General features: G+C 46.5%; 12 protein-coding genes. 1 reads left to right on the forward strand and 11 read right to left on the reverse strand.

Annotation, left to right across the window (positions count from 1 at the left end):
• Positions 1-182: 182 nt before the first annotated feature.
• From QUA24_RS01510 to QUA24_RS01545, 8 genes are all read right to left on the reverse strand, one after another.
• Positions 183-4,400, reverse strand: a complete 4,218-nt coding sequence (locus QUA24_RS01510; RefSeq protein ID WP_333226648.1) for a chemotaxis protein CheB — start codon at positions 4,398-4,400, stop codon at positions 183-185.
• Positions 4,401-4,633: 233 nt separating this feature from the next.
• Positions 4,634-6,043, reverse strand: coding sequence for an adenylate/guanylate cyclase domain-containing protein (locus QUA24_RS01515; protein WP_333226650.1), 1,410 nt, complete (start codon positions 6,041-6,043; stop codon positions 4,634-4,636).
• Positions 6,044-6,441: 398 nt separating this feature from the next.
• Positions 6,442-7,551 carry a 30S ribosomal protein S1 gene (locus tag QUA24_RS01520; protein ID WP_333226652.1) on the reverse strand — a complete coding sequence of 370 codons (1,110 nt, stop codon included), beginning with the start codon at positions 7,549-7,551 and terminating at the stop codon, positions 6,442-6,444.
• Positions 7,552-8,190: 639 nt separating this feature from the next.
• The gene (gene nrdR, locus QUA24_RS01525; protein WP_333226654.1) at positions 8,191-8,748 is read right to left on the reverse strand and encodes a transcriptional regulator NrdR; all 558 of its coding nucleotides are present in this window, start codon (positions 8,746-8,748) and stop codon (positions 8,191-8,193) included.
• A 195-nt stretch (positions 8,749-8,943) separates the two neighbouring features.
• Positions 8,944-9,039 (reverse strand): photosystem II reaction center protein T, encoded by a 96-nt coding sequence (locus QUA24_RS01530; RefSeq protein ID WP_006635641.1) that lies wholly within the window; start codon positions 9,037-9,039, stop codon positions 8,944-8,946.
• Positions 9,040-9,182: 143 nt separating this feature from the next.
• Entirely contained in the window at positions 9,183-10,712 is a 1,530-nt protein-coding gene (gene psbB / locus QUA24_RS01535; RefSeq protein ID WP_333080405.1) for a photosystem II chlorophyll-binding protein CP47, read from the reverse strand.
• Between the two features lie 198 nt (positions 10,713-10,910).
• On the reverse strand, positions 10,911-11,240 hold the full coding sequence (locus tag QUA24_RS01540) for a hypothetical protein (protein WP_333135220.1): 330 nt from the start codon (positions 11,238-11,240) through the stop codon (positions 10,911-10,913).
• Between the two features lie 743 nt (positions 11,241-11,983).
• Entirely contained in the window at positions 11,984-12,727 is a 744-nt protein-coding gene (locus QUA24_RS01545) for a DUF3800 domain-containing protein (RefSeq protein WP_333226656.1), read from the reverse strand.
• A 204-nt stretch (positions 12,728-12,931) separates the two neighbouring features.
• Between QUA24_RS01545 and mnmG the strand changes: the two genes are divergently transcribed.
• On the forward strand, positions 12,932-14,848 hold the full coding sequence (gene mnmG / locus QUA24_RS01550; RefSeq protein WP_333226658.1) for a tRNA uridine-5-carboxymethylaminomethyl(34) synthesis enzyme MnmG: 1,917 nt from the start codon (positions 12,932-12,934) through the stop codon (positions 14,846-14,848).
• A gap of 74 nt (positions 14,849-14,922) precedes the next feature.
• Here mnmG and QUA24_RS01555 read toward each other — a convergent pair whose 3' ends face one another.
• From QUA24_RS01555 to QUA24_RS01565, 3 genes are all read right to left on the reverse strand, one after another.
• Positions 14,923-15,327, reverse strand: coding sequence for a hypothetical protein (locus QUA24_RS01555; protein ID WP_333226660.1), 405 nt, complete (start codon positions 15,325-15,327; stop codon positions 14,923-14,925).
• A gap of 309 nt (positions 15,328-15,636) precedes the next feature.
• Positions 15,637-18,195: an alpha-glucan family phosphorylase gene (glgP, locus tag QUA24_RS01560; protein ID WP_333226892.1), complete on the reverse strand. Its 2,559-nt coding sequence runs from the start codon at positions 18,193-18,195 to the stop codon at positions 15,637-15,639.
• Between the two features lie 388 nt (positions 18,196-18,583).
• Positions 18,584-21,481 (reverse strand): EAL domain-containing protein, encoded by a 2,898-nt coding sequence (locus tag QUA24_RS01565; protein ID WP_333226662.1) that lies wholly within the window; start codon positions 21,479-21,481, stop codon positions 18,584-18,586.
• Positions 21,482-21,893 lie beyond the last annotated feature (412 nt).

Genomic DNA, 21,893 nt, shown 5'->3' on the forward strand with positions numbered 1-21,893 from the left:
GGCAATTCTTAATTGCCCAGGATCGTTGTGTTCCTAGAAAATCATGTCCAACATTAGACATCTCCAATAACCATTGTGGAACAGGCATCTTGCCTGTTCAAAACAGGCTTTTATGGAGCTAACTCTTGTTGTATTCCTACAAAACTAGGACACAACATTGTTGTGTCCATACAATCAATAAATTAAAATCGTCCTACTAAATTAGCCACCATTAATCCTAGTACAACCGGCTGGATTGGCTTAACCATATGCCTTTGAAAACCAGCTTCGATCGCCCTTTCGCGTTCTTTATCGCCCGCATAGGCAGTCAGCGCCGCGGCGGGGATTTCTCCTCCGGCTTCCGCAGCAAGAGCTCGCACTTCTCGAATTAAGAAATACCCATCTTCCTCTGGCATTCCGATATCGGAGATTAGCAAATCATATCTGCCCGGATTTTCAGTCAAAGCAGCGATCGCACTTCTGGCAGATCCAACTGCCAAAACCTCCGCCCCGTAGCCTTCAAGCACAAATTGTAAGAAGTCGCGCGTATCGATCTGATCGTCTACGGCTAAGATGTGCAAGCCTTCTAGAGAGGGGACGCGATCGCTAGAGGCGTTTAAAGACCCTACCAAAGCAGTTGACTTTAAATTGATCGCCGATGTCAACTCTGGCGGTAGGGATCGCAACGGCAATCTCACAGTCATTGTAGTTCCTTGTTCCTCACCCGGGCTTTCGGCTTGCACAGTTCCCCCGTGCAATTCAACCAGGTGACGCACGATAGATAAACCCAATCCCAGCCCTTGATTTGCCTTAACGCTGCTGGAATCGCCTTGATGGAAACGATCGAAAATATACGGCAAAAATTCTGCCTCAATGCCTTTTCCCGTATCGCTGACTCGAAGTTGAGCATGATTCTCGATCGTCGATAGCAGGATTTCTACTCGTCCCCCCGCCGGAGTAAACTTAATCGAATTAGACAGAAGATTCCACACAACTTGCTGCAAGCGATTGATATCCCCTAAAACAGTCGTAGAAATCAACTGCGAAACAATTTGAATGTTTTTTGCTTCGGCTGATAATTGAACGCCCTCCAGCGCCGCTTGCACCACTAACCGCAGATCGATCGGACAAATGCACAGTTGAAGCTTGCCACTCGTAATCCGGGAAATATCCAGGATATCTTCGATTAACTGAGATTGCGCCCTCGCGCTGCGCTCGATCACCTCTAGAGCCTTATTAACGGCTGCTTCCTTCAGTTTCCCGGAACGCAGAATTTGTGCCCAGCCCAGGATCGGAGTCAAAGGATTGCGTAATTCGTGGGAGAGATTCGCCAGAAATTCATCTTTACTACGGTTGGCTGTTTCTGCCTGGTGGCGGGCAAACTGTTCCTGCAGTAATAACTGCGATCGTACTGTCTCCAACTGCTTGCGCTCCGTGATATCCTCGATCGACAACAGAATCATTAAAGCTTGACCTTCTCTTTGAAGTTTACAAGCATTCAGCAGCATGGTTTTGGGCCCGATATTATCAAACAGGTGATCCAACTCAAAGTTTTCAAGCTGAACATCACTAACCAGAATATCTTCCAGAATCCATCGCACTTGGGGGATATTCCACTGCCCGTTCCCTAGCTCAAGCAGCGAAGATTTTGCAGTTTCTGACGGTGAAACCTGAAACATTTCATAGAACGAGCGATTTGCTTTATTCACTCGGAAATCAGCATCTAGGACGACTAAAGGCGTTTGCACAGTTTCCACAATGGTTTCAGCATAATTTCGGGCCTCCTCCAAGGTTCTGGCACTGCGTTTAAGAGCATCAATATCGAGCAAAACCATTACCACACCGTCAATCTGGTTTTCCGTTGTCCGGTAAGGACGAATGCGGAGGTTGTACCAATATCCCGATAAAGTTTGAACTTCTTGTTCTTTCGTCTGGAGAGTATCAATCACCTCCAAAATCATCTGTTCCAAGTCAGGAACGTTCAGAGTTGAGCGGATGTCGCTAAAAGGTCGTCCAACATCTGTGGGAATCACACTAAAAATTTGCTGGGCCGTTGGCGTAAAGCGTCGAATCTGTAAATCGTTTGTCAGCATTAAGATAGGGATATTGATACTGGAAAGCAAATTTATCAGATCGTTATTGACCAAGCTTTGTTCAATATTTCGGCTGCGAAGTTCATCATTAGTGGTAGTGAGTTCCTCGTTAGTGGCTTGAATCTCTTCTTTGGCAGTTTCTAACTCCTCATTGGTGCTTTGCAACTCCTCGTTGCTCGATAGGATTTCTTCGTTCGCAACTTTGAGGTCTTGGTTGAGACTTTCCTGATCCTGGATCACCGCTTGCAGTTGGGCTTGAGCAGCAGTTTTTTCTTGGTTAGCGGCTGCAAGTTGCTGCCTCAGCAGCTCAATTTCAGGATATAGATCCGCTTGATCTAAGCTTTCAGAAGTGAGGATGCTGAGGTTAAGCACCGTGGGTGAAACCTCTTCAAATAGCACCAAAAAGTAGCGTCCTTCGACGGCCTGTGGCTGGAAGGGAATCACCTCAAAATTTACGATACTCGATCGTCCGCCCGATTCAAGCAATACCCTTTCTTTCCTAATGGTTACGTTCTGCGTTTGTGCCTGATAAATCGCGGTGCGAAGCTCAACCAGCAAGCCTGCCCTTGCCATTGCCAGCAAGTTTAAGTCGGGCGTTCCGGCTACCACTCTCAAGTAAGGATCGATGTCTCCCCGCACTTGCAAGATTTTCATCTGCTCGTTGACAACCACACTGGCTGGGGCATATCGATTTAAAATCAGTTGGTCAGTTTCTTGTTGTAAATCAAAGCTATTCGTAAAATTGTCCTTTACTTCCTGCGGTTCACGTGGTTTAGCTACGGGATAGGAACTCGGCGTAAACGAAAAATTGGGACGAGTTGCAGTCAACTTTTTGGCATAAATTTTAGACTTTTTATCCACTGAAGTAAACAAGTAGGAAAATTCTCCGGTACTCTCAGAAGTGCCTAACAGGAGAAAGCCCGTTGGCTTAAGACTGTAATGGAAAATCGGCATCACTTTTTTTTGCAATGACTCTCCCAAGTAGATCAGCACATTGCGACAGCTAACTAAATCGATATTGGAAAAAGGCGGGTCGCTGCCTAAGTCTTGTCGGGCAAATACACAAAGTTCGCGGACGGCCTTGCTGATTCTATAGCTACCTCTTGCTTCGGCAATAAAGAAGCGAGTACGTCGTTCTGCTGAAACATCTACCATCTGGTTTTCTGAGTAGACGCCAGACCTCGCTTTGTTGATAGCGTGTTCGCCAATGTCCGTGGCAAAAATCTGGATCGGTGGCTGGATGGCTCGATCGCCCAAAAACTCTAACAAGCAAATCGCGATCGAATAAACTTCTTCACCTGTCGAACATCCTGCAACCCAGATCCGAATCGGAGTTTCGGCCGATTTATTTTGGGTAATCGTGGGGAAAACCAGCTCTTTTAACTTTTCAAAGGCTTCGGGGTCACGGAAGAAACTGGTAACGTGGATCAGGATTTCTTCATACAGCGCTGTGACTTCAGCCGAATTGTGTCGAAGATGTTGGGCGTAATCATTCAAGCTTTCCAGCTTGTACAACACCATCCGTCGCTGGATGCGTCGAGCGATCGTGGTGGGTTTGTAGTGGCTAAAATCAACCCCTGTGCTCGATTTCAGCAGCGCAAAAATAGTTGCCAGGGCATCTCGCTGTTCGGGCGATTCCTCAACTTTTGTCATGGGAAGCGGGCCAGTCAGAAGGGTATTGTGACTATAGTTTGCCAGTTCCTCGGCAATTTTTTCCGGTGGCAGAACGAAATCGACATTGCCTGTGGCAACAGCGGTATTCGGCATACTATCGACTTTTGCTGTGCCTTGACATTGAGCAAAAGTCATGCCTCCGGCTGCTTTGATTGCCTTGAGCCCGAGTGAACCGTCTCCGTCTCCCCCGGATAAAACTACGGCGATTGCTTTGTGCCCGCGATCGATCGCCAATGAGGTAAAAAACGCATCTCCCGGCATATATTTGCCATAAATCTTCTCGCGCGGTGATAGTTGCAGCACGCCTTTATATACCACCATCTTGGTGTTGGGCGGAATAACGTAGACTTGATTGGGCTCTACAGCTACGCCGTCTTTTACCTCATTAACAGGCATTTGCGTCGTTCTCGCGAGAATCTCGCTAAGCAGACTTTTGTGATTGGGATCTAAATGCTGAATCAGCACAAACGCCATACCCGTATCGCTCGGTAAATGGCTCAGTAACCCCGTGAATGCTGCCAAACCTCCTGCTGAGGCAGCAATCCCAACAATGGGAAACGGGGCATCGGTTTCGGTTAATTGTTCGGTATCGACTGCGGCTGGTGCGATCGATTCTTCGGGTGTATTTTCTTGAGATAATTGATGAGAAGTCATGATATGAAGTCCTCGACTTCAGTTATTGAGCCACAAACATATCTGGTAAGCGTGCGGCTGATTAATTCAGACTATTTTTATCAGAGCTGAGGTTGCCATCATAACGACAGTCGCTTCAGGATTAGCTAAACTGTTGGAGCTATTATCTGAGGGCGATCAAAGAACTCTATCTGCTGTCGGGACGATCGCAACGAGAGGCTGGCAATAACTAAGTAGTATATCTGCTTACCTACTTAGCTTTTTTCAGCGACCTGTGTAGCAGAAAGTGCGATTACTGATTCCGTATTAATTCTAGCAGTATAAGTGACTTGTGCGCCTTGTATGCCCTTTAAATCCTCAACTCGTTTGTGAATTTCGGACACTCCAGCAGCTTTTAATGCTGTCAAAAATGCTTGGTCGCTGTAAACATCTTCGGAAAACGAAACTTCGTCACTTTTAGAAAGATTTTGAATCCTGGCAGCTTTGTTGACTATGGAGCCAAAATAGTCGATCGAATTATTGAGATTTACGAGCAAAGCCGTACCTCGGTGAATACCAATTCTGACTTGAATCCACTCTGCTTGTTGGCGAGTTGAATTGTATTTCCTGAAACTAGCCACAGCATCGGTGGCTGTCATAATTGCTTGTTCGTTGCTGATAAAAGAAGCCATGACGGCATCGCCGATGGTTTTAATTACTTTTCCGCCAAATTTCTCGATCGACTCAAAGAAAATTTCAAAATGATCGCGGACAATATTGTAAGCTTTGGTATCTCCCAGCGTTTCGTACATTCTGGTAGAACCGGTAATATCGGTAAACATAATAGTAATCGCCCGAATCTTGACTCGCTCTCTTTCCGATATTACTTGATCGCCAAACAAACGCTTATAATCCGGGTGATGAAGCAGTTGCATTCCTGACAGCTGCAGGGGCAGTTGTTCTAATGTCAGTTCATCGGGCAATTGATCTGAATGCAAAATCAGCCCGGACAAATTGTGTTCGGTATTAGTTAATTCAAGCTTAACTTTTCCCGGACGCACGGCGAGCTCTTTTTTGTCAAAATCTGGGCCGGCTAACTGCTGGAGTTTAATTTCTTGTATGGCTTCTGTTTCTTCGCCTTCAACCTTTAAAATCCCTTTAGCTAAAGTTAGGGGACAGCAGTAGCGGTATCTACCTTCTTCTAAGGTGACAATCTCCGATTCGGTGCAGTATAAAGGCGTTACCAGTTGCAGTTTGCTCTGGAGTACGGGAGGGGGAGCGCAGACGGGCCGCAGTTGCGGGTCTTCGATTTCTTTGTTCAGGGAAAAAGTAACTTCGACGCGATCGAGCAAATCTATTTTAAACTCGCGCTCGCACATCGGGCAAAAAGATATTTCTGATGTGTCTGCCAAATCTTTAAATTCTTCTGTAATCATGTTGCAGTGGGGGCAGTGAATATCCCAGTGCAAGTCGAAGACGCCGGCTTTCACTCCGTGCAGAAATTCGGAAGTAATTTTTTTAACATTCTTGACTGTATCGCCTGCTACGTAGTAAGGATTAATTCTCAATCTTTGCAAAATGTGGGAACCGGTTAACCAGTTTTCGATTTGGTCGATCGTTCCTTTGCTCGAATTGGGACGTTTTTTTAGCTGTTCTAATTTTTCTTTTAATAGTTCGATGTTCATGATCCACTTGCCTTTGAGCGTTAGGGCAAGAAATTTCTAAGTATTATTTTGTGTAATTTGCTTGTCTAATTTCTTTTTGCCTGACAATGCTGATGAGTTTGCACTTGTGCGGATGTCCCTGATGTTTGTAAATCTTAACAAATTAGCAGCGTAAAGGCTAGGTTTATTTAGGCAGATTGATCGCGCTGCCACTTTTTTTGATTCAAAGTGCGATCGGTGCATCGGTCTACAGAAATATCTTAAATCTACGTAATTAAGAATGGGGAAGTGGGAATTGGGAATTGGGAATTGTCAACCATCCAGCAGCGACTAATGACTAATGACTAATGACTAATGACTAATGACTAACTAAAAAAAAAGAGGGAAAATTCCCTCTTTTAATCACACTAACTGTGATGTTATTCTTCCGTCGCAGGAGGGATTTCTTCCTCTACATCTAATACTGCTTCCGGTGCTGCTTCCGGTGCTGCTTCCGGTGCCGCTGCTTCCGGTGCTACATCTTCTGGCAGATCCTCTTCCATTGCTGAGGGCACATCTTCGAGTTCGTCGGAGAGGTCATCATCAGCATCGATCGAGTCTACAGGAATGTCTATGCCTGCTTTAGCTTGCTTTTGAGCCAGCATTTTCTCGCGGAACTTAGCTGCCATTTCCTCAGCTTTTTCGTATACCAATTCGCGATTTTTGACCATCGCGCCCGGTTCCGGTTCCAACTGCTTGGTGGAGAGAGAAATCCGGCCCCTCTCGGCATCCAAGTCAATGATCATCACTTTCACTTCGTCGTTGACATTGAAGACGCTATGAGGCGTATCGATGTGATCGTGTGAAATTTCCGAGATGTGCAGCAAGCCGCTGACGCCGCCGATGTCGATAAAGGCACCGTAAGGCTTGATACCGCGTACTGTACCGATGACGACTTCCCCGACTTCGAGGCGGTTCATCTTGCGCTCAACTAAGGCGCGACGATGACTCAACACTAGGCGGTTGCGGTCTTCGTCTACCTCTAAGAATTTTAATGGTAATTCTTCGGCGACTAATTCTTCCTTCGGTTTGCGGGTACTGATGTGAGAACCGGGAATAAAGCCTCGCAAGCCTTCTATTCTCACGAGTGCGCCGCCGCGGTTGGTGGCAAATACTTGCGATCGTACTGTGGCATCTTCTGCTTGCAGTTGTCGCACTCTTTCCCACGCCCGCATATACTCGATGCGCCGGATGGACAGGGTTAATTGTCCGTCTTCATTTTCATCGGTTAGAATGAAAAATTCTCTGGTTTCGTTCGATTGCAATACCTCTTCAGGGCTTTCCACTCGATTGATGGACATTTCCTGAATGGGAATGTACGCTGCTGTTTTAGCACCGATATCAATCAGAGCGCCCCTGGGTTCTATACTAAAAACTGTACCCGCTACTACATCGCCCGGGCTAAAGTGATAGTCATATTTATCAAGTAGGGCTGCAAAATCTTCGTGAGTAAAGCCGATGTCTTTGACTGTGGTTTTGAGATTGACCATGCGAATAGTTTCCTAGGATTTCTCTCCTTCATGTTTTTCGTTTGTGCCGGCAGATATTAGAGATTTTGGTGAAAAAGTGATTAACTTTTTTCAAAATCTTTTACTAAAGTCAGTTTTCGCTAACTTTTGCCGGGTGCAACTGCACACCAGCGCTTGCCATTACTGTTACTCCATACTCTGTGTTAAAACGTTGCATCTTAACATTCCGAGTCAAGTAGACTATTTTGACACTCTCAGGTATAAATAAACTGAGATTCTTCATTCAACGAGCCGACTTGCTGGCGACAGGATTACTCCAGTCTAAGTAGAGGTCGGTTTCTCCAGAAGCGTAAATTTCGGTATGCCCTACCGTATTTAATTAGTCACCGATCTTTAGTTAGGTTTTGTTCAAATGCGAGCTTTCCTAAACTGCAACACCGTTAGGTGTGACTACGCACTCAACTAATCCAGTTAAGTTTTTACGTTGTCTAGTTATACTCTATTTTAGACCGATGACGATCATATCACACCCAGGACTCTTACTGAGAAAAAAGAACACTCGATCGAATGAGAGTCCCTTGAGTCGCTATTTCTCCCGGCCTTCCTCGCGACACGGTTTTCAATCTCCCAGAATATATCGATAAATTAATTTAAGCGAGCTTAGCTGGGAGTAGCGCAGGATGCTGGGCTTTCTCGATCGACTGCTTCGGAATCCGGCAAATCTGCGTCAAAATTTGTCTCCGTTTCTGTATCTTCAGCTTCGTTGAGGGGATTCTGAAGGTGATTTAGGGTATCTACAAAATCTCGGATGCCTCGAAATTGACGATATACGGAGGCAAAACGGACATAAGCGACTTCGCTGAGCGGCCGCAGGTGCAACAGCACCAGTTCCCCTATTTCTGAACTGGCGATTTCTCGGAGCGATCGACCTTGGAGTTGGGCCTCAATTTCTTCTGCCAGAGTTTCGAGATGCCCCGAAGACAAACCGGTTTTTTCGCAGGCCCGAACCAATCCCCTAACTAATTTTGACCTGTCAAAAGATTCGCGCTTGCCGTCCCGCTTGATCACCGTAATCGGCACAAATTCTATGCGTTCGTAAGTTGTGAAGCGGTGCTGGCAGTTCAAACACTCACGCCGCCGACGGATGCTTTGACCTGATTCGGCTGAACGCGATTCTAAAACGCGACTATTTGTGTGTTGGCAGGAGGAACAGCGCATGATTGCTGATTTTAAAAGGCATGGCCAGCAAATTGCCATTCATCTAACCGCCTGGGGTCTGATGAATGGCTGGACTAGAAAAAATCACTTAGCACACAGCGGTGAAATAGTCCCGCACCAAATTAGATCACTATGATGCGGGCTAACCGCAGTCCGGTTCAAGATATTTTGGACTTGCTGGAGGCGTATAGCTAATTATTTGCCAATCCGGGGAGGTTCCCGAAAGGCGATCGCAAAAAATAGTACGCCTATGGCTAAAGCCAGAATCAAAATGTAAGCAACGCTTTCCATGTTAAATTTTCCCTATCTTCCCTTGCCGTATTATCTTATCTTAATTGTTGGTTTTATTATTAACTAAAAAAACCCGGTTTCTTCAAGAAACCGGGTTTTTTTACACCGGGGATGTTTCCCGGCTAGCCAGAGGCTGGCAAAATTTAGAGAGGTTCTTCTCTTCTGGTGGTCACGTCGCCCAGTTTTTGGAACAGGCCCCACTCGACTTGTTCTTCCAAGTCAGCCTCAACTCCAGCAAACACGTCGCGGAAAATAGTCCGAGAACCGTGCCAGATATGGCCGAAGAAGAACAGCAAAGCAAAGCAAACGTGTCCGAAAGTGAACCAACCGCGAGTCGAAGTGCGGAACACCCCGTCAGAGTTCAAGGTTTCGCGATCGAACTCAAATACTTCACCCTTTTGAGCAGCGCGAGCAAACTTCTTAACATCTAGAGGATTATTAAAGGTTTGACCGTTAAGTTCGCCGCCGTAGAAGCTGACGGTAACTCCGCTTTGTTCAAAGCTGTATTTTGATTCAGCACGGCGGAAGGGGATGTCAGCGCGAACGACCCCATCTTTGTCCGTCAAAATTACTGGGAAAGTTTCAAAGAAGTTGGGGAGGCGGCGAACCGACAATACCCGACCTTCGCTGTCAGTAAATACTGGATGGCCCAGCCAGCTTTTCGCAATACCGTCGCCATTGACCATCGCGCCGGCCCGGAACAAACCGCCTTTAGCAGGAGAGTTGCCCACGTAGTCGTAGAAAGCCAATTTTTCAGGAATTTGTTCGTAAGCTTCTTGGAAGCCTTGACCACCGGCCAAGCTAGCTTGAGCTCTGCGATCGATTTCTTGTTGGAAATAGCCGCTGTCCCACTGATAGCGAGTCGGGCCAAAAAGTTCGATCGGAGTAGCAGCAGAACCGTACCACATCGTACCCGCAACCACAAAGGCTGCGAAGAAAACGGCAGCGATACTGCTAGAAAGTACAGTTTCGATATTTCCCATCCGCAGGGCTTTGTAAAGACGTTCCGGCGGCCGCACTGTCAAGTGGAACAAACCGGCAATTACGCCGACTACGCCCGCTGCAATGTGGTGAGCCACGATGCCACCCGGATTATACGGGTCAAAGCCTTCAGGGCCCCAAGCAGGTGCCACTGGCTGGACGTGACCGGTCAGGCCGTAGGGGTCGGAAACCCACATTCCCGGGCCAAAAAGTCCCGAAAGGTGAAATGCGCCGAAGCCAAAGCAGAGCAAGCCGGAGAGGAACAGGTGAATGCCAAACATTTTTGGCAAGTCGAGGGCTGGTTCACCGGTGCGAGGGTCTCTGAAAAGTTCTAAGTCCCAAAATACCCAGTGCCAAACTGCTGCTAAGAACAGCAGGCCAGAAAGGACGATGTGAGCGACGGCGACGCCTTCAAAGGACCAGAAGCCCGGATCGACGTTACCTTCGCCAGTGATGCTCCAACCACCCCAAGAACCCGTAACTCCCAAGCGAGTCATGAAGGGCAACACGAACATCCCTTGACGCCACATTGGGTTCAGAACTGGGTCTGTGGGATCAAAAACTGCTAGTTCATAAAGGGCCATTGAGCCGGCCCAACCTGCCACGAGGGCAGTGTGCATTAAGTGTACAGAAATCAATCGGCCTGGGTCATTTAAGACGACTGTGTGTACGCGATACCAGGGTAGTCCCATTGACTGCGGTTCTCCAAGGTGTAAGTGATGATGTCTATTTTTACGGAAAAATCAGATTCTTAATCCCCAGCAGTTACCTGCAGGGTTTAAACTCTGCCTTTTGCCGACTGCCATCTACCTTCAAAGGTGGAGGCATAAAAATGAAAGTTATTTAAAGAAGTGTATCGAGTGTTAGAACCGATTGCAATATGTTGAGCATTACATTAGTTGCGGGTTGCCCATTTCGCAGCGGGCGGCGATCGTCCCGAGGCGTTCGAGGACTTGCTCGGCATCGATCAGTCTGGTGAGGGTGACGTTGCCGATATTTTTGGCGGGATCGGCAGGATCGGGACGGACTGCTGGTTGGACTTCTACCATGAGTACGGCGTCTTCTACGCGGTAGAGCCACATTTTTTCGTTGCGATCAAAAAGACAGAGGTTGAGCTGTTGGATGTCCGGCGCCCGCCTCCAGGCGGCGTGACTCCACTCGCCGCCCACGCCCCAAACGCGCCCAACTTTCCAGCCGTCGGATAAGAAGAAGTATTTCACTTGTGTACGCTTGTTGAGATTTTTTTGTCTAACATAGCGCAAAACTGCAATTGTACAGAATGATTGAACCGCGAAGGCGCGTTCGGCGAAGCCGTTCCCGTAGGGTAGGGTGCGAAGGAAGAGAAGATGTAGGTAATCTGCAAGCTGTTGGGTAAATCTACAGCATTGTCAGATAAGTTTCGGTCTGGCTAATCGGTAAAATATCCAATCTTAGATTTTTCAAGTCGAGTGCAGTTCCCAGCATTTCGAGGAGGAATACTCGTCACAGCGGCTCGCTTGGGTCAGAAAGTTCTAAACATTCAAATGTGCCTTCGGGCCCTAACAAGGTTGTGGTAATTTTGCTGTTTTGGTCGCTGGCTGTCGATCGCATCATCTTAATCTCAATTAATATGCCCCAATTATGAGCGATCGATATTTGACCAAACCTTTTACTATACTATATAATGGTATTAAATGACAGGTACCCTGAACTGCACGGGGAGGTATGGTACGGTTGAGATACCGTGCGCCTGTCAGAGACAAGGTGCCCCGAACTGCACGGGGAGGTATGGTACGGTTGAGATACCGTGCGCCTGTCAACCTGAAACATGATTTTAATGATCATACCATCACTGCCAAAATAACGCCCCGCCAAGGCGTAGAGAGTTATTTTAAGCCCCTCTTAAAAGAGGGTTAAGCTCTCAATAAGGGCGAAATCCACGACTATTATAGTCGTGGATTCGCATTTAAACTTACCCTTCATTTTAGCGGTCTTCAAAGGGGATTTTATGCTGGAGAATAGGAATTTTCAACAACTGCATTTTCGGCTCAAGTAGATGGAAGGCTTCCTCCAATTCAGTATGACCACTGGCTGTCCCTGCTTCCTTTGAATAACGATCTATCAAGTACACCACATAATCTGCTAGCGGCAAACCAGTGTAAAATTCTGAGAAGCCAAACAAAGGTAGTTCCACAAAGTTAGAATATTTTTTTTGTGACTTCCAATCTCGATACACTCTGATCAATCTCCCATCCTGAATACTGGTATGCTGAGTTGAGCGCGAATCCATAAGTAATATTCCAGTTTCGCTAGATTGCTTTAGATAAGAATCTAGCTGCTCTAATAATTGATTGAAAGTTAAGCGATACAAACCAGTTTCATCTTTAATATCTTCGCTGGTTTCGCGCAATCTTTTTTTGTTGACTTGAACAGCGAACATATGGCTAGGTAACTGACTGATAGTTTCTGAAACTTTCTTGAACGCTTGAAGACGGAATTCCCTTGGAAAATTCTTAAATGAACCCACACCTTGCCAAATATCCCGCCCCTTAAGTTCCCAGTCTTCAGGTTCCTTCCCACTAAATAGCTCCTTTTTAAGTGCTGAAAATTTTCTATCCATTTGTGACCAGTGCTGGACATGGATAGCAAAACTAGCTAAAAAAAAGAAATTTGTCTCCATATCTTTCCAGCCAGTGCCACCCTCATCAACGTAAAATAAAATCGTCATCTCGCCTTATGGTAACTTTTTGACATAAACGCTACATTATAAGTGTTTTTTAGCTTTTAACTTATACTAGAATAAAGACAAGACTAAAACCCCATCTCTCACCGGCGCTTATATTGATGGCCAACATCCAGGATACAAGCCCCCAGATTAATCCTTAGAGTCACCTCTTCAATTTAAAATCTAAAATCTAAAATCTAAAATCGAATGACCGCACAAACACCAGTAGAATTCCAAGACAGTTTCGACATCATCGTAGTAGGTGGTGGACACTCCGGCTGCGAAGCCGCCCTCGCCACTTCTCGTCTCGGCTGTCGCACCCTTCTCCTCACCCTCAACCTCGACAAAATTGCGTGGCAACCTTGCAATCCTGCTGTCGGTGGCCCGGCTAAAACCCAACTTACTAACGAAGTTGATGCGTTAGGCGGGGAAATTGGCAAAATGGCCGATCGCACTTACTTACAAAAACGCATCCTCAACTCTTCCAGAGGCCCCGCAGTGTGGGCCCTGCGAGCACAAACTGACAAGCGGGAATACGCCGCTGTAATGAATAATATTGTTGAAAACCAAGAGAATTTGACCATCCGGGAAGCGATGGTGACAGACTTAGTTCTGGGCAAAAACGAAGAAGTAATCGGAGTAGAAACATACTTCGGCGTCGCTTTTGAATGCAAAGCAGTAATTCTGACCACAGGCACTTTTTTAGGTGGCACGATTTGGGTAGGGAACAAGTCAATGCCCGCCGGACGTGCCGGAGAATTTGCCGCCGTTGGTTTGACGGAAACTCTCAATCGTTTGGGCTTTGAAACTGGAAGGTTAAAAACAGGAACTCCGGCAAGAGTTGACAAACGTACTCTCGATTACACCAACCTGGAACCGCAGCCGGGAGATGCAGAGGTTCGCTGGTTTAGTTTCGATCCAGAAGTTTGGATCGAACGGGAACAAATGCCTTGTTATTTAACTCGAACTACACCAGCTACTCATCAGTTAATTAGAGACAATTTGCACCTTTCTCCAGTCTACGGCGGCTGGGTTGATGCAAAGGGGCCGCGCTATTGTCCGAGTATTGAAGATAAGATTGTGCGGTTTGCGGATAAGGAAAGTCACCAGATTTTTATTGAACCGGAAGGTAGAGATATTCCTGAACTTTATATCCAAGGTTTTTCGACTGGTTTACCGGAAAATTTGCAATTGCAAATGCTGCGGACTCTTCCGGGTTTGGAAAAGTGCGAGATGATGCGCCCTGCTTATGCTGTGGAGTATGATTATTTGCCGGCAACTCAGTGCTTTCCCACGCTGATGACTAAGAAGATTGAAGGGCTGTTTTGCGCGGGTCAGGTGAACGGTACAACTGGATATGAGGAGGCGGCTGCACAGGGGATTGTGGCGGGGATTAATGCGGCCAGGTTTGCGAAAAATCAGGAGATGATTGTGTTTCCTCGCGAGCAAAGTTATCTCGGGACTCTGATAGATGATTTGTGTACGAAGGATTTGCGGGAACCTTACCGGATGTTGACTTCGCGATCGGAATATCGGCTATTATTGCGATCGGACAATGCTGACCAACGCTTGACGCCGCTGGGACGGGAAATTGGTTTGATTGACGATCGCCGCTGGGAGTTATTTGAGCGGAAAAAAGCTAATATTGTGGCAGAGAAGGAACGCTTGTACTCGACGCGGGTGAAAGAGCACGAGGAAGTTGGTAAGGCAATTTTTGCGGGCACTCAACAAGCGATTAAAGGTTCAATTACTCTTGCTGATTTGTTGCGTCGTCCTGGTTTTCATTATGTGGATTTGGAACGCTACAATTTAGGCAATTCTAGTCTGAAGTTGGCTGAGAAAGAGGGTGCGGAAATTGACATTAAATATTCTGGCTATCTGCAAAAACAGCAAAATCAAATTGATGAAATTGTCAGACATGAACGCCGACAATTGCCTGCGGATTTGGATTACATGGCAATTACAACTCTCTCGAAAGAGTCGCGGGAAAAGTTGGCTAAGGTGAAACCGCTGACGATTGGCCAAGCGGCGAGAATTGGCGGGGTGAATCCGGCTGATGTTAATGCTTTGTTGATTTTTCTGGAAGTGCGAAACCGTCAGCAGCCAGCGGGTGTAGGTAAATAATTTAAACTAGAGGTATCTCCAGGCTTCCTTCAATTTTATGCAATATAGCAATCCTTGCAGGAGTCGTAAACTTTTTACCCCACCCCAACCCTCCCCTTATCAAGGGGAGGGAGTAAGAAATTCACAAATGATGCGAGGATTGCTATAGTAGTATGAAAAAGTTTGGCTATTGTGGCACCACTTTTTTGTTTGGCGGCTTTCATATTGATGGATATAGATTCTGGGCTTTGCTGAGTCACGGTATGAATCAACTTTTCGCTTGATGTTACAAAACTCACCCGACTGGGCTTATAAAAATTCCGAAATCTTGAATTTATACCTGTCTTCAGCAACGCCATAAAAAAGGAAAACTGGCAGAATGTCAACTCTAATTGATGAAGTTCTGCCAGTATATTGTAGATATTGATCAATCCTCGAACCAAGTCTGAATTTCGCAAACATCCTGCATAAGAATTAGCGTTCATCGGTGGTTCAAACATCCCCGAAATTCCCACCAGTGTTGCCCCCATCAAAGGCTTAAAAGAACAGCCAGATGCCTTGCTGTACGCTTATATACGCGGTCACTGGTGGTACTGGGAATCCAGCGGAATTTGGTATTGGGCGATCGCACAATCGGCTACATAGTCATTCCCCAAGTTCGATAAGGAGAGTGGGAGTGGGAGAGTGGGAGAGTGGGAGAGTGGGAGAGGGGGAGAATTGGGAAACACAGTTAAATTCATCCGTGTATCCGTGTCCGAATCCGTGTCGTGCCTTCCTTCTTCCCTCTTCCTTCTTCCTTCTTCCTTCCTTTAATGTGCCCAGAGAATCACACCAGCTTCATAAGGACTGCTGAGATTATTGTGCTTCGGCAAAACGCGCAACGACAAACCTTGCAAACCGCTAGAAGTATAAGTAATGTCAGCCGTATAAAGGCTAGCATTGTGAGAATCTTCTCCCAAATACTCCATCACCACCGGCACGCCACCAATGATATCGCCGTTAGCATCAACCGAGCCTTGATAAAGTTCAACTTGTACGTCTGCAGGCGTCAATCCCATCAGATTAATCCGAGATTTAACAGATATCGACTGATTGACCTTAACTTCTTTATCCTGCGAAATATCAACAGCCTCAATCTTAATATCGTGCCATTTCGCGAGAACGTGCTTCTTCCAGTGAGACAACTCCTTGGCCGGAGCGCAATTATCCGAAGTCATGGTGTGGTAGCGATCGCTCACCGGGAAATATGCCCGTCGCGCGTAATCTTTCACCATCCGAGCAGTATTGAACAAAGGACAATTCAAGCGAATAGAATCCTTCATTTTCTCCGTCCAACCGCGGGGAATGCCATCAGCATCCCGGTTGTAAAACAGCGGTACAACTTCTTTTTCCATTAAGTCGTACAAAGCATTAGCCTCGACCTCATCCTGATACTTAGTATCTTCGTAAAACTCCCCATGTCCGATCGGCCAACCGGTACGAACATAATCAGCCTCATCCCACCATCCGTCAAGAATGCTCAGATTCGGCAAACCATTCATCGAAGCTTTCATCCCGGAAGTACCCGAAGCCTCACGCGGGCGGCGTGGCGTATTCAGCCACACATCGCAGCCAGACACCATCATCCGAGCAACGTTAATGTCGTAGTTCGGTAAAAACACCATCGAGCTCATCGTCTCGTGCTCGCGGATGAAGTGAACGATATCCCGAATCAATTCCTTACCCGGAATATCCATCGGGTGAGCCTTCCCAGCAATCACAAACTGCACCGGGCGATTTTGATCCCGCATGATCCGCATGATTCGATCGACATCGCGCAAAAACAGCGTCGCCCGCTTGTAAGTAGCAAAGCGGCGGGCAAACCCGATCGTCAGCACCTTGGGATTGAGAGCTTCCCGCGCGTGTTCGATTTCCGTTTGGGCCGCACCGCGCTCGCGCAAAGTCTTTTGCAGCCACTCCCGCGCGAACACCACCAACTCCGATCGACAGCGTTCGTGATTGCGCCATAGTTCCTCATCAGGAATCGACGAAAGCCTGTCCCAGAGACGATCGTCCTTACCGGTCATTTCCCAGTCCGGGCCAAGGTATCGATCGTACAACTCCTGAGTAGACTTCGCCACACAACTGCGAGCGTGAACCCCGTTGGTAATCGAAGTAATCGGTACTTCTTCCTGCGGCAAACCCGGCCACAAACCCTGAAACATCGGGCGCGACACCACACCGTGCAAAGCCGCCACCCCGTTGACAAAACTCGACATTTTAATAGCCAAAATTGCCATATTCAGAGGTGCGGACAAATCGCCAGTATTCTCCCGGCCCAATCCCAAAAACTCATCTTGCGACAAGCCAAATATCTTGGGATAGTGACTCAGATAGTGCATCACCATATCCGGCTCGAACAAGTCAAATCCAGCAGGTACCGGCGTGTGAGTCGTAAACATACTGCTCGAAACCACCACCTGTTCCGCTTCCACGAAACTCAGGTGATATTCCTCCATCAGCATCCGAATGCGTTCCAAAGCCATGAAAGCCGCGTGGCCTTCATTCATGTGATAAGCCGTAACTGTCAGCCCCAATGCCTTGAGCATTTTCACGCCGCCGATGCCCAGCATGATTTCTTGGTGCATCCGCAGAGTTTTATCACCGCCATACAGTTGGTCGGTAATATCTTGGTCGTAGCGACTATTAGGTTCAATATTTGTATCCATTAGGTACAAAGGAACCGTTCCCACTTGTACCCGCCAAATCCGGGCATACACCTTGCGGCCGGGATAGTCTACCTCAATCCGCAATTCCGAACCGTCGGGATTGCGTTCTGGGTGCAGCGGCATATTGTAGAAATCGTTGAGCGGATAGCGTTCTTGTTGCCAGCCGTCGGCGTTGAGATACTGCGAAAAATAACCTTCTTGGTAGAGTAGGCCGACACCGACTAAGGGCAAGCCCAAATCACTAGCTGATTTGAGGTGGTCGCCTGCGAGCACGCCCAAACCGCCTGAATAGATGGGTAGGGCTTTAACTAAGCCGAATTCCATCGAAAAGTAAGCGTAGCATTCCTGCTGCTCGGTGCCGCGCTGTTTGCGGTACCAGGCGCGATTTTTGAGATAATCGTCTAACTGCTGGGCTGCTCGGTTCATTTGGGCAATGAAGCCTTCGTCTTCTGCCATTTCTTGCAGCCGCTCTTGAGATATGGTTCCGAGCATCAGCACCGGGTTTTGGTTGCTGGAGTCCCACAGGTCTCGATCGAGGCGGCGGAAGAGGTCTTTGGTATCGACGTTCCAGTCCCAGTGCAAGTTGTAGGCAAGCCTGCGTAGGGGTTCGAGAATTGTCGGTAGCGACGGGGAAACGTTAAATGTGCGAATTGGCTGCATAGACAAAGCCTTTATGTTGGGGTAGCGATATTTTCCTCTGTCTTTAGGTACAAGTCCGTTATTCTGCACACTATTTTAAGTTTTAACCAGTTCATGCACGATGCCATCAAGCAGACGAAACGGAAGCGCAGGTCGTTCGATGTGAGCGAACTAGCCGTTTTCGGCTGCGATAACTGTCGCAAGAAGGCCTCGCCACCAGACCATCACGACTGGACGGCGATCTGTCTTGAGTGCGGCAACGAGTTTTCCTACAGTGGCTGCTCGTGCGACGGCTGTTGCGGCGGGACCTATGCGGGTTTCGGCGGTGGTCGCACGACTTTTTACGTGTAACGTTCGCAGGACTTGCACGCAGCGTTACAACCTCACGCAGTCGTAAGTCGCGACCCAATTAAGCAATTTGCACTTGTCGCAAATGAGAATTTACCAAAAGTTTGCTAGCCTCACCAGCCGAGAGGGCAGGGCTGAAATAGTGGCCCTGAATTTCTTGACAGTGGAGTTCGCGCAAACACTCCAACTGCTCTTTAGTTTCTACTCCTTCGGCTACCACGCTCAAGTTCAAATCTCGCCCCAGGGTCGCTACAGCCTTGGCGATCGCCCGTTCGCAGGGATCAGTAGTCAATCCGCTGACAAAGGATTTATCTATTTTTAGGATATTCAAGGGAAACTTTTTGAGATAATTTAGAGAACAATAACCCGTGCCGAAATCGTCCAGCGCAATTTGCACTCCCATATTCTGCAACTCCCTGAGAACTTTTGTGGTATAATCCACATCTTGCATAGCTGTAGTCTCGGTAATTTCTAACTCTAAATACTTGGGTGCTAAACCGCTTTTTTCCAAGCATTTCGCTACCATTTCTAATAAATTAAATTGCTGGAACTGCCGAGCCGAAACGTTGACTGCTACCCGCAAATCTGGCTGCAAAGCATCTTGCCAAGCTTTATTTTGAGTGCAGGCTGTTTGCAGCACCCATTCCCCAATAGGTACAATGAGTCCGTTCTCTTCGGCGATCGGAATAAATGTAGCGGGAGTAACTAAACCTAATTGTGGATGTTGCCAGCGTAGCAGAGCTTCCATGCCCTGAATTTGCCAAGTAGTGATGTTGACTTTGGGCTGGTAAAAAACCTCAAATTCTCCCTGTTCTAAAGCTTCGTGCAGTCTGTGTTCTATAGTTAGTAAATGGCTGCCGTGGGGATTAAGTGTTGAAGTATATAACTGATAGTTATTTCTTCCCATTTCTTTAGCGTAGTACAAGGCAGCATCGGCATTTTTGACTAATGTTTCGGCATCTTCACCATCATCGGGATAAAGGGCAATGCCGATGCTGCTGCTGACATGAAACGGTTGTCCTTCTAGTTTAAATGCTGGCTTTAAATTGTTGAGTATTCTTTGAGCTGTTTTAACTGCATCTTCTAAGCAATTGATGTCGGGAAGCAGTATGGTAAATTCGTCGCCTCCCCAGCGGGCAACCGTGTCACTCGATCGCAAAGTGTCACTAATGCGTCCGGCAAAACCTTCTAACAGGCGATCGCCCGCAGCGTGACCTAATGTATCATTAATCTTTTTGAACCTGTCCAAGTCTAAAAACATCACAGCAAGCATTTTTTTTGTTTGTTTAGCTTGTTTTAAGGACGCCACCAGCCGCTCGTTAAAAAGTATCCGGTTCGGTAAACCGGTGAGTTGGTCATAAACAGCTTGATAGCGAATAATTTCTTCAGCTTGCTTGCGCTGAGTGATATCCATCATCGTGCCGATCGCCCTGACTGCTTGGCCACTTTCATTGCGGATGATATAGCCGCGATCTAGCACAAAAACATATCCCCCATCTGCACGGTGAAAGCTGTATTCTTCCGACCAACATTGAGCGTCTGAGTTCATTGTTTGGTTGAAGCTTAACATCACTCTTTCCCGTTCTTCGGGATGAATATTTAGCCACCATGATTCTAACTCTATAGTCTGAGTTTCGTTGAGTTTGTATCCAAAAACTTTTTCAAATTCTGCGCTCAACCAATACTCATTTTTTAACAAATCAAAATCCCATACGGCGTCATTTGTCGCCCGCGTCAGCAGGTGAAAACGTTCTTCACTTTTGCGGAGTTTTTCTTCGGATTGCACCCGTTCCGTTACATCCCGAAAGCTGAATACTCGACCAGTAATTTTGCCTCCCGTGCGCTGGGGCAACGAGTAGCGCTCGAAGATTCTGCCATCTGTCAACTCGATGAGATCGTAACTTTCTGCTGCAGGGCGATCGGACAATTCTTTAGCACGGTTGAGAAATATTTCCGGGTATTTTAACTGGTTGATTTCAAAACCCAAAATTTGGTTATTATCTCTCGAATCCACCAGCAAATCTGGCAAATGCCACATTTCGGCAAATTTACGGTTAAAGCTAACAACTTTTCCTTCACTGTCAACCGCCAGAATACCGTCAGCCGTAGATTCAATGGTTGCTTGAAGCAACGAAAGAGATGTTTCTAGTTCTAACTCTGCTAATTTGCGATCGCTGATGTCAAATGCTGTGATTAATATTGAGGCTTTTTTTTCAAATTTTATAATATCTACAGTTGCTTCAATCCAGCGCATTTCTCCAGTTTTCGTGACTATTACTAATTCATATTTAGAGCCTGCAGTTGAGCGCGCATGGCTGGATTTACCCCATTTTTTAACTATTTCTATAAAATCTAGATGAATTAAGTCGTATAAATCCAATGCTAGTAATTCTTCGCGAGTATATCCTGTCAGAGCTTCTGTCTGAGCATTGACATAGCGGAACTGTCTGCGGTGATAGATAAATGCAACAGCATTCACAGTTTCTATCAGTTGGCGAAACTTTTTTTCACTGCGCCGCAAATTTCTTTCAGCCCGCTTGCTATCAGTAATATCTTGTGCTATGTATAACTTGCCGCTGACCTTGCCTTGACTGTCGCGAATAATTGAAATAGAAAGCAGTATAATTATTTTTTTTTTCTGTTTAGAAAGGTAGACTTTTTCCACGTTGTGGACAGAACCTTCGGCTGTTAAACTTCCTAAATCTAACTCCGGGGCTGGTGATTCACTTTTCTTAAAAAGTCCGGCTATTGGTTTGCCTAACAACTCTTTTTTAGAGTATCCCAAAAGTTGACAGGTAGCTTGGTTTAACGACAGGATATGACCGCCGGGGGTAGTCGCAATTATCGAGACGTTCATTTCCTCGCAAATATCCAGGGCATATTCGGCAGTTTGCTGCAAATCTTGGGTCATTTGGGCAATAGTATGCCAGATATCCTGTTCTTTTTTTGGATACAACACTTTTTCTCCTTTTGGTAGCTTGTCATTCTCTGTTTCAGACTTCGGCTTGATTAACCTCATCGTCTTGGATAAGCTATTTACTGTTTTACACCTGATTAATAATGAGATTACTAAACAAAGAAAAACCAGGTAATAAGGGATTGTTTTTAATCTAATCCTAGCTTCTTTTTTAGGAGTTTTCTGAGATTCTATATAATTGTAACTCGGTAATTTTACTGGCTCAATTTGGGATAAATTATCCAAAAATAATGGGGCTCTTGCAGAAGTAAGTGGGCGAGCTGTCGATCGCAAATAGCTATGTTTCTGAGACCGAACCAAAATCCCTTCTACAGGGCGAGTCCCAGGTTCATCTCCTAGACTTGTCGGTAATATTTTGTGATTTATGCCACATTCCGCAGCAAAAATAGCAACC

The sequence above is a fragment of the Microcoleus sp. Pol12B5 genome, assembly GCF_036701335.1.
Classification (GTDB): Bacteria; Cyanobacteriota; Cyanobacteriia; order Cyanobacteriales; family Microcoleaceae; genus Microcoleus.

Coding starts and splice junctions, on each gene's coding strand:
- QUA24_RS01510 (WP_333226648.1), bottom strand. CDS start 4,400: ATGACTTCTCATCAATTATCTCAAGAAAATACACCCGAAGAATCGATC.
- QUA24_RS01515 (WP_333226650.1), bottom strand. CDS start 6,043: ATGAACATCGAACTATTAAAAGAAAAATTAGAACAGCTAAAAAAACGT.
- QUA24_RS01520 (WP_333226652.1), bottom strand. CDS start 7,551: ATGGTCAATCTCAAAACCACAGTCAAAGACATCGGCTTTACTCACGAA.
- nrdR (WP_333226654.1), bottom strand. CDS start 8,748: ATGCGCTGTTCCTCCTGCCAACACACAAATAGTCGCGTTTTAGAATCG.
- QUA24_RS01530 (WP_006635641.1), bottom strand. CDS start 9,039: ATGGAAAGCGTTGCTTACATTTTGATTCTGGCTTTAGCCATAGGCGTA.
- psbB (WP_333080405.1), bottom strand. CDS start 10,712: ATGGGACTACCCTGGTATCGCGTACACACAGTCGTCTTAAATGACCCA.
- QUA24_RS01545 (WP_333226656.1), bottom strand. CDS start 12,727: ATGACGATTTTATTTTACGTTGATGAGGGTGGCACTGGCTGGAAAGAT.
- mnmG (WP_333226658.1), top strand. CDS start 12,932: ATGACCGCACAAACACCAGTAGAATTCCAAGACAGTTTCGACATCATC.
- QUA24_RS01555 (WP_333226660.1), bottom strand. CDS start 15,327: ATGTTTGAACCACCGATGAACGCTAATTCTTATGCAGGATGTTTGCGA.
- glgP (WP_333226892.1), bottom strand. CDS start 18,195: ATGCAGCCAATTCGCACATTTAACGTTTCCCCGTCGCTACCGACAATT.